12 protein-coding genes, 1 tRNA gene and 1 riboswitch are annotated in these 13,226 nt (G+C 51.9%); of the genes, 1 reads left to right on the plus strand and 12 read right to left on the minus strand.

The window, feature by feature from the left end:
* Nucleotides 1-308: 308 nt before the first annotated feature.
* From CJ260_RS12015 to ilvA, 12 genes are all read right to left on the minus strand, one after another.
* Nucleotides 309-1,433: a DUF362 domain-containing protein gene (locus CJ260_RS12015; protein WP_095630373.1), complete on the minus strand. Its 1,125-nt coding sequence runs from the start codon at nucleotides 1,431-1,433 to the stop codon at nucleotides 309-311.
* A gap of 123 nt (nucleotides 1,434-1,556) precedes the next feature.
* Complete coding sequence (locus CJ260_RS12020) at nucleotides 1,557-2,732, minus strand: phosphoribosylaminoimidazolecarboxamide formyltransferase (RefSeq protein ID WP_095630374.1); 1,176 nt, start codon at nucleotides 2,730-2,732, stop codon at nucleotides 1,557-1,559.
* A gap of 61 nt (nucleotides 2,733-2,793) precedes the next feature.
* A riboswitch (ZMP/ZTP riboswitch) is annotated at nucleotides 2,794-2,871 on the minus strand.
* 80 nt (nucleotides 2,872-2,951) lie between these two features.
* A complete protein-coding gene (locus tag CJ260_RS12025; protein ID WP_095630375.1) occupies nucleotides 2,952-3,575 on the minus strand; it encodes a DUF1847 domain-containing protein in 624 nt (207 codons plus the stop codon).
* 23 nt (nucleotides 3,576-3,598) lie between these two features.
* Entirely contained in the window at nucleotides 3,599-3,952 is a 354-nt protein-coding gene (locus CJ260_RS12030; protein WP_095630376.1) for a hypothetical protein, read from the minus strand.
* 36 nt (nucleotides 3,953-3,988) lie between these two features.
* Nucleotides 3,989-4,807, minus strand: coding sequence for an MBL fold metallo-hydrolase (locus tag CJ260_RS12035; RefSeq protein ID WP_198947471.1), 819 nt, complete (start codon nucleotides 4,805-4,807; stop codon nucleotides 3,989-3,991).
* A gap of 13 nt (nucleotides 4,808-4,820) precedes the next feature.
* Nucleotides 4,821-5,645, minus strand: coding sequence for a hypothetical protein (locus tag CJ260_RS12040; RefSeq protein ID WP_095630379.1), 825 nt, complete (start codon nucleotides 5,643-5,645; stop codon nucleotides 4,821-4,823).
* A gap of 9 nt (nucleotides 5,646-5,654) precedes the next feature.
* Complete coding sequence (locus tag CJ260_RS12045) at nucleotides 5,655-6,461, minus strand: PHP domain-containing protein (RefSeq protein ID WP_087476913.1); 807 nt, start codon at nucleotides 6,459-6,461, stop codon at nucleotides 5,655-5,657.
* The gene (locus CJ260_RS12050; RefSeq protein WP_095630378.1) at nucleotides 6,458-7,909 is read right to left on the minus strand and encodes a M17 family metallopeptidase; all 1,452 of its coding nucleotides are present in this window, start codon (nucleotides 7,907-7,909) and stop codon (nucleotides 6,458-6,460) included. Before CJ260_RS12050 ends, CJ260_RS12045 begins: the two co-directional genes overlap by 4 nt.
* Before the next feature lie 161 nt (nucleotides 7,910-8,070).
* A tRNA-Lys gene (locus tag CJ260_RS12055) sits at nucleotides 8,071-8,146 on the minus strand.
* A 172-nt stretch (nucleotides 8,147-8,318) separates the two neighbouring features.
* On the minus strand, nucleotides 8,319-8,705 hold the full coding sequence (locus CJ260_RS12060) for a RidA family protein (RefSeq protein WP_087476911.1): 387 nt from the start codon (nucleotides 8,703-8,705) through the stop codon (nucleotides 8,319-8,321).
* Between the two features lie 171 nt (nucleotides 8,706-8,876).
* Nucleotides 8,877-10,271, minus strand: a complete 1,395-nt coding sequence (locus tag CJ260_RS12065) for an amino acid permease (RefSeq protein WP_087476910.1) — start codon at nucleotides 10,269-10,271, stop codon at nucleotides 8,877-8,879.
* 22 nt (nucleotides 10,272-10,293) lie between these two features.
* Nucleotides 10,294-11,514 carry a threonine ammonia-lyase gene (gene ilvA / locus CJ260_RS12070; protein WP_087476909.1) on the minus strand — a complete coding sequence of 407 codons (1,221 nt, stop codon included), beginning with the start codon at nucleotides 11,512-11,514 and terminating at the stop codon, nucleotides 10,294-10,296.
* Nucleotides 11,515-12,184: 670 nt separating this feature from the next.
* Here ilvA and CJ260_RS12075 point away from each other — a divergent pair.
* Complete coding sequence (locus tag CJ260_RS12075) at nucleotides 12,185-12,964, plus strand: basic amino acid ABC transporter substrate-binding protein (protein ID WP_095630380.1); 780 nt, start codon at nucleotides 12,185-12,187, stop codon at nucleotides 12,962-12,964.
* The last annotated feature ends 262 nt before the right edge of the window (nucleotides 12,965-13,226 follow it).

Genomic DNA, 13,226 nt, shown 5'->3' on the forward strand with positions numbered 1-13,226 from the left:
GCCACAATGGCCTGCTGAGGGATTTCATCCCAAAGGGCATGTCCATGGAGCGGTTCTCTGATGAGGATATCCTGAACATGGCAGATACGCTGAACCAGCGCCCACGGCGTGTTTTGGGCTACCATACGCCGTCAGAGCTATTTGATGCATTCCTCGATGAAGTTTATGCTAGTGAGTGTGTTTCCTGATTATGGTTGTTCAAATTCAACTTGCAATTTACCAAATTCTTCAAAAGCCGTTTCTTTTCATTATAAACGAAAAGCCCCGCCTGTACAAATGCAGGCGGGGCCTTCCGCATAGGCTTCGGCTTATTTTACCGTAATTAATTCGTAGTCTCTTACGCCAAGGCCGATTTTTTCAGCATGGCGCAGCGTAGCTTCCCAGTTGATATCCGGATGAACGTCGAGGAAATGGTCGTGGTGGCATTCCCAATCGGGTTTCGCCAGATTATCGGACAGCTGGCTGTTCGGTAGCGGCGTGGCCTTTAAGCAGGCGTCGACACAGGCCTGGTCGAGGGCAACCGGGTCGAAGGAAGCGAACATGCCGATATTCGGCAATACGGGCGCATCGTTTTCGCCATGGCAGTCGCAGTTCGGCGAAATGTCCATGACCAGGTTGATATGGAAGCACGGGCGGTCCTGGCAGACGGCCTGAGCATATTCAGCCATCTTGTAATCCAGTTTTTCGCTGGCGTCCCATTGCACCGTGTGAATGGCGTCGAAGGCGCAGGCGCCGATGCAGCGGCCGCAGCCCTTGCACAAATCTTCGTGAATATGGGCGATGTTGTCTTCGTATGTAATCGCGTCGGAACCGCATTCGGATGCGCAGCGGCGGCAGCCTTTGCACTTCTTGGCCTTGACAGCCGGCTTGCCCGACGAATGCTGTTCCATCTTACCAGCGCGGCTGCCGCAGCCCATGCCGATGTTTTTAACGGCGCCGCCGAAGCCGGTCATTTCATGGCCTTTAAAGTGAGCCAGGCTGATAAATACGTCGGCGTCCATAATAGCCCGGCCAATCTTGGCGTTCTGTACGTATTCGCCGTTTTTAACGGGAATTTCCACTTCGTCCGTGCCGCGCAGGCCGTCGCCGATGATGATCTGACAGCCCGTCGTAATTGTATTGTAGCCGTTCAGGTTGGCGCAGTCCAAATGTTCCAGGGCGTGCTTGCGGCTGCCGGGATACAATGTATTGCAGTCCGTCAGGAAGGGCTTGCCGCCTAATTCTTTAACCAAGTCGGCGACGGCTTTGACGTACTGCGGGCGAATCGATGCCAGACAGCCTAATTCGCCGAAATGCATTTTGATGGCGACGAATTTTCCTTCGAAGTCGATCGTTTCGATGCCGGCTTTCTTGCACAGCTTCTGCAGCTTCATCAGATTATTTGTACCTACTTTACAGCGAAAATCCGTAAAATATACTTTTGCTTTTTCCATAACCTACCTCCCGATAAACTCATTCTCATAAACATCTTCATTGTATCACATGAAGTACGCTCTAAGTCAAGAAAAAGAAGGCTGTAAAATAAGCGTCCCCAGAGGGGACGCTCTTGATATATCTTAGTGGTGGAACAACCGCAAGCCGGTCATCGCCATGGCAATATTGTATTTGTCGCACGTTTCGATGACGTTGTCGTCGCGGATGGAGCCGCCGGCCTGAGCGATGTAATCGACGCCGCTACGGTGGGCCCGTTCTACGTTGTCGCCAAAGGGGAAGAAGGCGTCGCTGCCCAGCGCTACGCCGTGAAGCTGACCGATCCAGGCCTTCTTTTCTTCTCTCGTAAGAGGTTCCGGCTGCTGGGTAAACAGATTCTGCCATACGCCGTCAGCCAGCACGTCTTCGTAGTCGTCGGAAATATATACGTCGATGGCGTTGTCCCGGTCCGGACGGCGCACGTCGTCGCGGAACGGCAGGGCCAATACCTTCGGATTCTGGCGAAGCCACCAGATATCGGCCTTGTTGCCGGCCAGGCGCGTGCAGTGAACGCGGGACTGCTGGCCTGCGCCGACGCCGATGGTCATGCCGTCCTTGACGTAACAGACCGAGTTGGACTGCGTATATTTCAGGGTAATCAGCGCTATGAGCAAGTCGCGCTGCGCCGCTTCGGGGATGTCCTTATTTTTCGTCGGGCGGTTCTGGAACAAGTCGGCCGTAATCTTGGCATTGTTGCGTTCCTGTTCAAAGGTAATGCCGTATACGTCCTTCGATTCGACAGGCTGAGGAACGTAATCGGCATTGATTTTCAGCACGCAGTAGTTGCCCTTTTTCTTCGTCTTGAGAATAGCCAGGGCTTCGTCCGTATATCCCGGAGCTACAACGCCGTCGGATACTTCCCGTTTCAGCAGCGTCGCCGTTTCGGCGTCGCAAATATCCGACAAGGCGACGAAGTCGCCGTAGGAGCTCATGCGGTCTGCACCGCGGGCACAGGCATAGGCCGAAGCGAGGGGAGATAATTTCAAGTCGTCTACATAATAGATTTTTTTCAGCGTATCGCTCATGTCGGTCGCGACGGCAGCGCCGGCCGGGCTGACGTGCTTAAAGGACGCCGCGGCGGGAAGGCCCGTCGCCTCCTTCAATTCCTTGACCAGCTGATAGCTGTTGAAGGCGTCGAGCAGATTGATGTAGCCCGGACGGCCGTTCATGACTTCAAAGGGCAGGTCGCTGCCGTCTTTCATGTATACTCTTGCCGATGATTGATTCGGATTGCAGCCGTATTTCAATTGCAATTCTTTCATTAGTATTACCTCCTGAAAATAAGAAATTTCCTGGCAAAAATAAAAATACCGACACTTCTGGAACCTTCGCCCAGACGGTCGGCTGTAATGAACCATGCTCCCCGTGGTAGCTCCACTTCCGTCAGTCACATGCTTCTGTTTCATTATACAAGGCGCAGCCGCCCTGTGTCAATGGGAAACAGACAAGGGCAGCGCCTTTTAGCGATACGCTCGCTCGGCTTATAATTTCGTCTTATAATAGGACTGGCTGGTATACAATGCCGCCACGGGATTATGGCCCGTCACGCGGTCCTTGACGACCAACGTCGTCGTCAGGGCCTCGGAATATTTGTAAAATAAGCTGTCGTGGCCGACGCACAAGCCCATGACGATATTCATATCCGTATGCTTGGCATTGAGCATCTTGGCCTGGAGGATGGGATTGCAGGCGTTGACGCCGACAGCATTGCATTTTTCGTCAATTCCCAGCTCTACCTTGGGAACAGCGCCGGCCTTGCAGGCCATACCGAAAACTTCGAAGCCGTGCTTGCGCAGAATCCCCGCCAGCATCCGCGTTTCCTGTATCAGGCCGACACAAGTCGCAATGCCGATTTTATGGAAATTCATGCGTTTGGCAAATTCAATAGTCTCCTGGACGCGGCACCACTTTAAATAGCCGTCGCATTCGACGCCAGCCGCCGTCTGCATGACCTGCTGATTGTCGTCCTGCTCATACAGTGCTAAGGCTTCTCGTTTCACGTCTTCATCCATGTGCGTCGTCACGCAGAAATCGGGATATTCCTTGTTCATGACGTTGCAGTTCACTACGCCGCAGTCGGCGCAGGAAAGAGTTCGTTCTGCCATTGTCTTCACAACCTTTCCGTTTACTATAATGATTTCATAATCAAATATAACAACATTCCGTTGAGGCACACCCAGGGAATCCAGGAGATAATCCCCATAAAATGCATGAAGCCCCTTCCCTTGCCGCCTTTATAAGCCAAGCCGGCCGCAAGGATGCCGACAAACAGGCTGACCAGATAATAGACGGCGCTCCACTCCACAGTATAAAAGAGAAAGGCCAGAAACGCCGGCGTGCCGACACTGCGCGCTATAGAACTGATGCGCAGCATAATCGGGTTTTGCAGCGCATAGGCCGGGTCCGCGCTGAGTTTGCAGTATTTATAATTCCAAAAATATAACAAGCCCGTTACCAATCCGCAAAGTATAAGCTGTATCATCGAACGACTCCTTTATATAATCCATCAGTCTGCGCTTCAGCGGCTGAGCGCGATCCGCTCCATATCTTCGGGGACGTACACGGCGCCGCCGTAATAGGCCTTCGCTTCTTCCGTATACAGCCCCTTCCGGCTGCTGCCGGTCTTTTCTTCCGTGTGGTACAGCACCAAACGCGCCGCGCCGAGAGAAGCCGCCGTTTCCGCCGCGTCCTTTACCGTGCTGTGGTTCTTCTCATAGGGCCGGAACAGATCTCTATGCTCGTATAAGCAAAAGGCCTCGGCCAGCAGCCAATCCGTTCCCTCGGCGTACTGCCGGCAGCGCTCGTTATACGGCTCGTCGCCCAGACAGGTCAGCCTCATGCCGTCGGGGAAGGTCAATAGATATCCGAATTGCTTGGCCTTGGTCGAGCAGATATCAAAGGCCGTAAGGGACAGGCCGAGAAACTCCACCGTGTCGCCGTCTTTCAATTCGTGAATGCAGATATTCTTGCCAATACAGGCAAAATCCTTCTTTTTAAACATCATTTCCGCCATAGACAGCAGCATTTGCTTCACCACGTCGTGACAATAAATGTGGAACTTCCCGTCGTATGCGCCGGAGCCCATCAGCGAAGCGATCTTGCGCATGACCCAGAGGACGCCCATGATATGGTCCGTATGGCCGTGGGTTACAAACATATAATGCAAATCCGTATAGGCGACGCCGCCGTCTTCCAAGCGCCGGAAAATGCCGTTTCCGCCGCCGGCATCGGTTAAAAACCATTGTCCCTCAGCCGTACGGACGGCAAAGCACGTGTTATACCGGCGCACAGCCATCGCATTTCCCGTTCCCAACATCAATAATTCTGTACCTGACACGCTATCTCCCCTTCTATCGCAGTACGACGCCGCGCACTGTAATTTTCAAAATCTCAAAGGACATGCCCGTCGTATATTCTATATCCTGCTGCAGTCCCTTTTTGATAGTGCTCATGAGTTTTTTCAGATTTTCGCCGTAATATACCGTTACGACTAAAAATACGGCCAGCCCGTTCCCTTCCGACTCGCGGTTTTTATCGATCCGCAGGCGGTTGACCTTTGCCAGTCCGCCTATCTGCCGCAGGCGATGGATAATCAGATGCTCCAGCATTTCGTTGGAAAAGGTCAATTTCCCGTAATAGCTGAAAACGGGACGCACGACAGAATGCTCGAAATCCGGAGCCTTTTGATTCCGCCGGGTCAGCAGGGAATGGATGGGCGCCAGCAAATACCCGCGGAAGCGCGGCTTGAGCTCCATCGTCGGCACGGGAATGATGTGCTTTCCCTCGTTGATACGGATCGTTCGGGCCTTTTCAATTTCGACGGGGCACGACACGTCTTCAATGCGAATGTACGAATCCGCTTCGGGCAGCTCCAGGGCCTCGCAGATGCGGTGTATCATGTGCTTCGACGTCCCTAAAATGAGAAGCTGATCCGGCTGCAGCTCGTCCAGGGCTTCTTTTACGCTTTGAGCATGCTCTTTCTGCAGAAAGATCGCCCGGCGGACAGCTTTCATGCGGTTCGTTTCTTCCTTGGCCGAGCGGCCGGCGACGATGCGATTTTGATAAATCAGCAGGCCGTCGTCAATGATACAGGAAATATGATGGTCGTACGCCACGTCCAGGGCGTGATGACTTTTTCCCGTACCGCTGGCTCCGATAAATCCGATGACTTTCATAGCGTTCACCTATTTCTTCTTATATTGCAGCAAAGGCTCTACGCGCTCCGTATCAAAGGAGAATATGCCGACCTGCTCCGGATAGCGCCCCGTCGTGCCGTGGAAATCCGAGCCGCCGCCGACATACCAGCCCTTTTCCTCGGCGACGGCTAAAAATTCTTCATAGCGCCCCCGATTCTTTGGATGATATACCTCGATACCGTCGAAGGAATGCGTCAGTACGTGCGGCAGCGCCGCGTGAAGCAGCCCCGGATGCGCCAGCACGGCCAACCCGCCGGCCTGGTGGATCAGCTCGATACATTCATCAATCGACTTGCGGCGATAGGGCACGTAGGCCGGGCCGCCGCGGTATAATATCGCATCAAAGACGGCCGTCACGTCGGGAAAGTACCCCTTAGCCACGAGCATACGCGCGATGTGGGGCCGGCCGATAGTGCCGCCGCGAGCTAATACGCCTTCGATTTGCTCCCTGTCGAGGACATAGCCTAAGGACTCACAGCGCTCGACGATTTCCATGGCCCGCATCTGACGGCGCAGCTTAAACTGCGCGCAGTACTCCTGCAGGGCAGCGTTTTCCGTATCGAGGTAATAGCCCAGAACGTGGACGTCCTCGCCGTCGTAATCGGAGCTCATTTCCATCGCCGGAATGATGCGGACGCCGGGGTTCAGCCGGCAGCCCGTCGTATAGGCATCAATCGTGTCGTGGTCGGAAATAGCCATGACGTCCAGCCCGGCCTGGACAGCCAAATTCGTCAGCTCCTCGGGAGTATACACGCCGTCGGAGCAGGTCGTATGCATGTGCAAATCGACTTTCACTTGGCTCCTCCTTTCAACAATTCCAAAATGGACTTGACGCCGACGCCGGTCGCGCCGAAAAAGCCCGTTTCGTCCTTTTTCTCGCAAAAGGCCGTACCGGCAATATCCAGGTGAATCCATGGAATGTCGGGATGGACAAACTGCTTGATGAACAAGCCCGCCGTAATCGCCCCGCCGTCGCGGCCGCCCGTATTCTTGAGGTCCGCCACGTCGCTTTTGAGGAGGTCTTCATATTCCCGGTCAGCCGGAAGCTGCCACACCTTTTCGTGAACCGCCGCGGCCACGTCGAAGAAGCGGTTCATCCATTCCTGATGGTTGCCGATCATGCCGGAACGCACCGTTCCCAAGGCAGTTACGCAGGCGCCGGTCAAGGTAGCCAGGTCGATGAGCTTTGTCGCCCCCAGCTCCTGGGCATAGGACACGGCGTCGGCTAGGATCAGGCGGCCTTCGGCATCGGTATTTTTGATTTCCACCGTTTTGCCGCCGTACATCGTCAAGACATCGTCGACGTGGTACGCCATGCCCGACGGGATATTTTCTACCAGCGGAATCACAGCGACGACATTGACGGGATATTTCAGCAACATGAGAGCCCGTATGACGCCGACAGCCGCAGCCGCGCCGGCCATGTCGTCCTTCATGAATTCCTGATTAGCCTGGCTCTTGATGGATAAGCCGCCGCTGTCGTAGGTCACGCCCTTGCCGACGATGCCCAGCATGTCCTTGCTGTCCGGGTCGCCCTTATAGGTTATCGTCATGAGCTGCGGCGGGTTCATGCTGCCCTTGCCGACAGCGACGATACCGCCCATCTTCCGCTTTTCCAGCGCCCATTTATTGAGCATCTCGACGGTAATATTGTCGCCCTTGACGACGGCCGATACGATTTCCGAAAACCGCCGCGGCGTCAGCTCGTTCGGCGGCATGTTGACCAAATTGCGGGCCATGTACACGCCTTCGTATATGGCGGAATACATGTAGCACATCGTATTGAAGGCCTTGATTTCCAAGCTCGACGTAACCAGGTTGATGCTGCGGACAGTCCGCCCCTTCGCGTCGCTTTTATAATGCAGGAATTCGTAGTTCCGATATAATAAGCCGTCAATTAAGGCGCCGATATCCATTTCCAGCGTGTCGACCATGACGGCCAGCTCCGACACGCCTTCGGCCATCGCCGCGGCCATGAGGCGCTTCGCCGTCAGAAAATCTTCATACGTAGCATACCGTATGGGTTTCTTATGCAATCCAATCAAAAAATAGGTCTTACTCCGGCCTTCCGTCAGGCAGTGAAACACGCGCAGGGACGTATAATGCATGACGTCTTCATGCGCTTCCACATAGGCCCGAATCAGTTCCCCGTCTTCCTTAGGAATGCGGGATAAAGCCAGCATCCGCGTATCGACGCCGATCGCCACGACGTCCATACTGCCGTTACTGTTGCAAGTAATCATGATATATCTCTCCTCAATCCATCATATAGCCGTCCGTATGATTGTATTATAAACATTATATATACAGATTCATTATACCGTCCTGCCGCCTGTAAAATCAAGAATAGAGCATTTTCTGCAAAAAAAATACCTATGCAGTGATGTTCTGCATAGGTAGTATGTGGTGGACCGTCAGGGGATCGAACCCTGGACACCCTGATTAAGAGTCAGGTGCTCTGCCAGCTGAGCTAACGGTCCATGTCATTTCTTTCTCCAAAGGACGTTTTATATGTTACACCATCTGATAAGAAAATGCAAGCCTTTTTTCAAAATTTATCAAAAAATTTTTCTCACATCCAAATGCCTCTCTGCTTTTGACCAAAAAAATCTCCGGCTGCGCGCCGGAGACTTTTTTCAAGGCTATGTCAGATTATTTGCCGCAGTATGCGATAACTTCGACTTCTACGAGAGCGCCCTTCGGGAGTTCAGCGACTTCTACGCAGGAACGAGCCGGCAACGTTTTGTTGAAATATTTAGCGTATACTTCGTTAACAGCGCCGAAGAAGCTGATGTTAGCCAAGTATACCGTCGTTTTAACGACATCGTCATAGGAAAGGCCAGCGGCTTCCAAGATAGCGCCGACGTTTTTCATGCTCTGTTCAGCCTGAGCCGTAACGCCGCCTGCTACGATTTTGCCCGTTTCCGGAACGAGGGGAACCTGACCGGATGCGAAGAGGAAATCACCAGCTTTGATAGCCTGGGAGTACGGGCCTACTGCGCCCGGAGCGTTTGTCGTGCTAATAACTTCTACTGCCATGATGATACAACATCTCCTTTTGATTTATTACTGTGAGTATTCTATATTATATCTTACTTTGTCCGTTTTGACTAGACAGTAAAATAAATATATCTGTCATAATTTAAATCCAATTAAAGCAAGTATCATACAGAAGGAAGCACGCAGACGCATGCTTCCTTTTAGTATGAATTAGTGTTTTGCTTTTAAGGTGCCGTCTTCATTATATTCGTTCTTACGATATCCAGCCAGGAAATATCCGGCCGTAACGATGATCATGAAGGTCCAGCCGGCGATGAGGGACATACGCGTATCGGGGTTGACCCACATGCCGATGGTAACGAGAACGAGGAAGATAAGGCAGAAATAGTTAGCGTACGGGAAGAGCGGCGATTTGAACGGGTGTTCAGCCATCGCTTTTTCACCCCAGCGTTTGCGGAAGTTCTTCTGCGAGTAAGCCAGTACGAACCAGGCAACCATGCCGGGGAATACGCTGGCGCTGTAGATGTACAGGAACAGCTTGGAATCCGGAATGAGGTAGTTCAAAACAACGCCGAAGAGCAGGCAAGCCAAGGTGACCATGATGCCGTGCTGCGGTACGCCGTGAGAGGACAATTTGCCGAAGAATTTCGGAGCCTGGCCGTTTTCAGCCAAGGTGTACAACATACGGCCGGAGCTGTAAATACCGCTGTTGCAGCCGGACAATGCAGCCGTCAGTACGACGAAGTTGATGATGCCGGCGGCGGAGGTAACGCCTACTTTAGCGAAGGTCGTTACGAAGGGGCTGCCGAGCATGCCCAGTTCATCCCAAGGATACAAGGTGATGACGACGAAGATAGCGCCGATGTAGAAGATAAGAATACGCCAAACGATGTTTTTCGTAGCTTTGCGCAGCGTTTCTTTCGGGTTCTGCGCTTCCCCGGCCGTTATCCCGACGAGTTCGACGCCCTGGAAGGCTGCCGCGACGACGCACATTGCGCTGATCATGCCGCCGAAGCCGTTGGGGAAGAAGCCGCCGTGAGACCAGAGGTTGGAGAAACCGAGGGGTACGCCGTTGTTGCCGAAGCCGAACAGGATAATCATCGCGCCGACGACGAGCATGACGACGATAGTCGTAACTTTGATAATAGCAAACCAGAATTCGAATTCACCGTAGTATTTAACGGCAGCCATGTTGGCCAAGGTTACGATGAGCATGCCGCCTAAGGCCGATATCCACTGGGGAACGTCGGGGAACCAGAAGTGAACGTAAATGCCTACGGCCGTTACTTCCGAAAGACCTACCGTAACCCACAGGAACCAGTAGCACCACGCCGTCAAGTAACCGGCAAAGGGACAGATATACTTATGACCATACGTAGCGAAGGAACCCGTTACCGGTTCCAGATAGAGCATTTCGCCCATGATACGCATGATGAAGAACATAACCAAACCTGCCAATGCATAGCAGAGCAATACGGACGGACCGGCAGTCTGAATCGTGCTGGCCGAGCCCATGAACAGGCCGACGCCAATCGTACCGCCCAGGGCGATCATTTCCACGTGGCGGGGTTTTAACCCACGCTCTAATTTGCTGTTGTCTTCCATGATAAAGTCCTCCTTTTAGGGCTTATTTCAACGTAACGTGATAGTGGTTGTCTTTCAGCGTTTCAAACAATGTTTCTACATGTTTTTCGTTAGCCGTTTCCAGTTCGCACGAAACTGCCGTGTAGCCCATGCCGATGTTGTGCTGGCTGCGTTCATGCGTGATGGAGAGGATGTTTGCGTTGGAATTGGAAATGATGGAAATCAATTTAACCAATTCGCCCGGCTGGTCGGGAATGACCGTTTCGAAGAAGACTTTGCGCCACGAACGGAGCAGGCCGCTGTTGATGACGCGGGACATTCTGTTGACGTCGATGTTGCCGCCGCTGACCAGAGCCGCTACCTTCTTGTTGCGGATGCCGGAAACCTTGCCGTTCATGAGAGCTGCAACCGGTACGGCGCCGGCGCCTTCTGCAACGGTCTTAACGCGTTCGATGAGCCAGAGGATTGCTGCGGCAATTTCCGTTTCGTCGACTGTTACGATGTCGTCGACATATTTCTGGCAGATTTCATAGGTCAAGTCGCCCGGCGTTTTTACCGTAATGCCGTCAGCTAAGCTTGCTTTGCCGTCGACAGTCAAAATCTGACCTTTTTCAATAGATTCTTTCATGGAAGGCATGTTAGCCGTCTGTACGCCGATAATCTTGATTTTCGGGTTGATGTTTTTAGCTGCGACAGCCAGGCCGGAAATCAATCCGCCGCCGCCGATAGGAGCTACAATGACGTCGATATCGGGAATTTCGTCGAGAATTTCCAGGGAAATCGTGCCCTGTCCAGCAATAACCTGAGGATCGTTGAAGGGATGTACGAAGGTGTAGCCGTATTTTTCCGTCAATTCTACGGCTTTCGCAGCAGCTTCGTCGAAGAAATCGCCGTGGAGAACGACGTTTGCGCCGTAACCGCGCGTAGCAGCTACTTTCATCAACGGAGCATGTTTAGGCATGCAGATCGTCGACTGGCAGCCGTATACGCTGGCAGCTAATGCAACGCCCTGTGCATGGTTGCCTGCCGATGCGGCGATAACGCCTTTTTCACGTTCTTCCGGCGTCAAGGAAGCCACTTTGTTATACGCGCCTCTCAGCTTGAAAGAACCGGTGCGCTGTAAGTTTTCCAATTTCAGCCATACGTCGCAGCCAGCAACTTCGCTGACAGAGGTCGCATAGGACAAGCTAGTCTTCTGGGCAACGCCTTTCAACCGTTCCTGCGCTTCCTTGACCATCGCAAGGGTAACTCGTTCTTCACTCATAATTATTCCTCCTAAATATATAAAGACATGAGATATGCATAAGGCTCATTACATCTATCCGAAATGAGCAATTCGCTTTTTACATCTTCACTATACCTTTTTTTCTGTCCACTGTCAACAGATTTGTTCCATTTTTAACATTCTCAAAATATGCTCGTTATTGCTTTATTATCTTACGTTTCAAGGCCTATATTCGTTATTTTAAGGTATATACTGTTTAAAATTTAAAAGTTTTTACACTTTCTCTCAGTTTTGTGTCTCTTTCAAAAATACACATAAATGTGCCTACGGGATATATGTCATATTCGTACACATACTTATTCTCCCATGTATTTTCATTATATTCCATTATTTTCATCAACATAGCGCCTCTATTTTGCCGTTTTTAGAAAATTATTATCATATTAATGGGGCATATATTGCTGAATGACTCTTCAATACAGCCGCATGGCAGAGATAAAATATTCAAAAAATCTTCATATACATTACGTTCTGGAAATATCTTCTTATGAAACGGCGAGCCGATAAAACCAAATTCTTAAGGGCGCCATCCCATTACGTTGAAAAATAAGGGCTGTACGGCAAAACAGCTGCCGCAGGCTATTGTATTTTTTCAAAATAAGTGTATAATTATTTCATGTTCTAAAAAAGGGGTGTATGAACTATGTTGATAAACAAAAAGTGGATTACTGCGGCGCTGCTGGTCACGACAACGGCAGCAGCCCTTACCGGCTGCGGAGGCAGCGAAACGGCAACGCATTCCGACAAGCCGCTGATCGTCGGCACGGAGCCTTCCTTTCCGCCTTTCGAAATGACGGAAAACGACACCTACGTCGGATTTGATATCGACTTGGCCAACGCCATCGGCGAAAAACTCGGCCGCAAAGTGGAAATCAAGACCATGGGCTTCGACGCCCTGATTCCGGCCCTGAAGAGCGGCCAAATCGACCTCATCGCTTCGGCCATGTCCGCAACGGAAGAGCGCAAAAAGCAGGTCGACTTTACAGATCCCTATTATATCGGCGGCTCCGTCATCGTCGTCCGTAAGGACAACACCGACATCCGCGGCTGGGACGACATTGCCGGTAAAACCGTCGCCGTCCAGGCAGGCTCCAAGCCGGCGGACTTCGCTGAAAAGCAGGGAGCCCTGCTGAAGCAGTTCGACGCCAACTACCAATGCCTGCAGGAATTGCAGGTAGGCGCCAGCGAAGCGGCGGCCCTCGATAAAGCCGTAGCCTTGTACTATATTTCCAAAGGCGGCCTCTCCGATCTCAAAGTCGTCGGCGAACCGAAGAAATTAGCCGGCTCCGCCATGGCAATCAACAAAGGCAATGAAAAAGAACTGAAAGAAATCAACGCCGCGCTGCAAGCGATGAAAAAAGACGGCACCTATACGAAGCTGTATCAAAAATGGTTCGGCGTAGAACCGACACCCGAAGAATTGCAGTAATCCGACATGCAGAAGCCCCTGCGTCAAGAGTTTTCCTCCTCGGCGCAGGGGCTTTCAGCTTTCAAAAACGGCATATCCGGCCTTGCTATTTTCTTCTCTGGCGACTATGTGAAGCTTTTTCTGTAAATAACTGCCAGGTATAGGTCTTCTATGATACAATCTAAATCATAGGAGGCTTACTATCATGGCAAGAGAAAAGAAACCGGTACATAAGGTCATTATGACCGAAGGAAAACGCAGCATTATTCAACAACTGTTTCAA

The organism is Megasphaera sp. ASD88 (assembly GCF_002287425.1).
Classification (GTDB): Bacteria; Bacillota; Negativicutes; order Veillonellales; family Megasphaeraceae; genus Megasphaera; species Megasphaera stantonii.

Bases quoted from the DNA above. Each gene is read 5' to 3' on its own strand.
- CJ260_RS12015 (WP_095630373.1), bottom strand. From the start codon at position 1,433: ATGGAAAAAGCAAAAGTATATTTTACGGATTTTCGCTGTAAAGTAGGT.
- CJ260_RS12020 (WP_095630374.1), bottom strand. From the start codon at position 2,732: ATGAAAGAATTGCAATTGAAATACGGCTGCAATCCGAATCAATCATCG.
- CJ260_RS12025 (WP_095630375.1), bottom strand. From the start codon at position 3,575: ATGGCAGAACGAACTCTTTCCTGCGCCGACTGCGGCGTAGTGAACTGC.
- CJ260_RS12030 (WP_095630376.1), bottom strand. From the start codon at position 3,952: ATGATACAGCTTATACTTTGCGGATTGGTAACGGGCTTGTTATATTTT.
- CJ260_RS12040 (WP_095630379.1), bottom strand. From the start codon at position 5,645: ATGAAAGTCATCGGATTTATCGGAGCCAGCGGTACGGGAAAAAGTCAT.
- CJ260_RS12050 (WP_095630378.1), bottom strand. From the start codon at position 7,909: ATGATTACTTGCAACAGTAACGGCAGTATGGACGTCGTGGCGATCGGC.
- CJ260_RS12060 (WP_087476911.1), bottom strand. From the start codon at position 8,705: ATGGCAGTAGAAGTTATTAGCACGACAAACGCTCCGGGCGCAGTAGGC.
- CJ260_RS12065 (WP_087476910.1), bottom strand. From the start codon at position 10,271: ATGGAAGACAACAGCAAATTAGAGCGTGGGTTAAAACCCCGCCACGTG.
- ilvA (WP_087476909.1), bottom strand. From the start codon at position 11,514: ATGAGTGAAGAACGAGTTACCCTTGCGATGGTCAAGGAAGCGCAGGAA.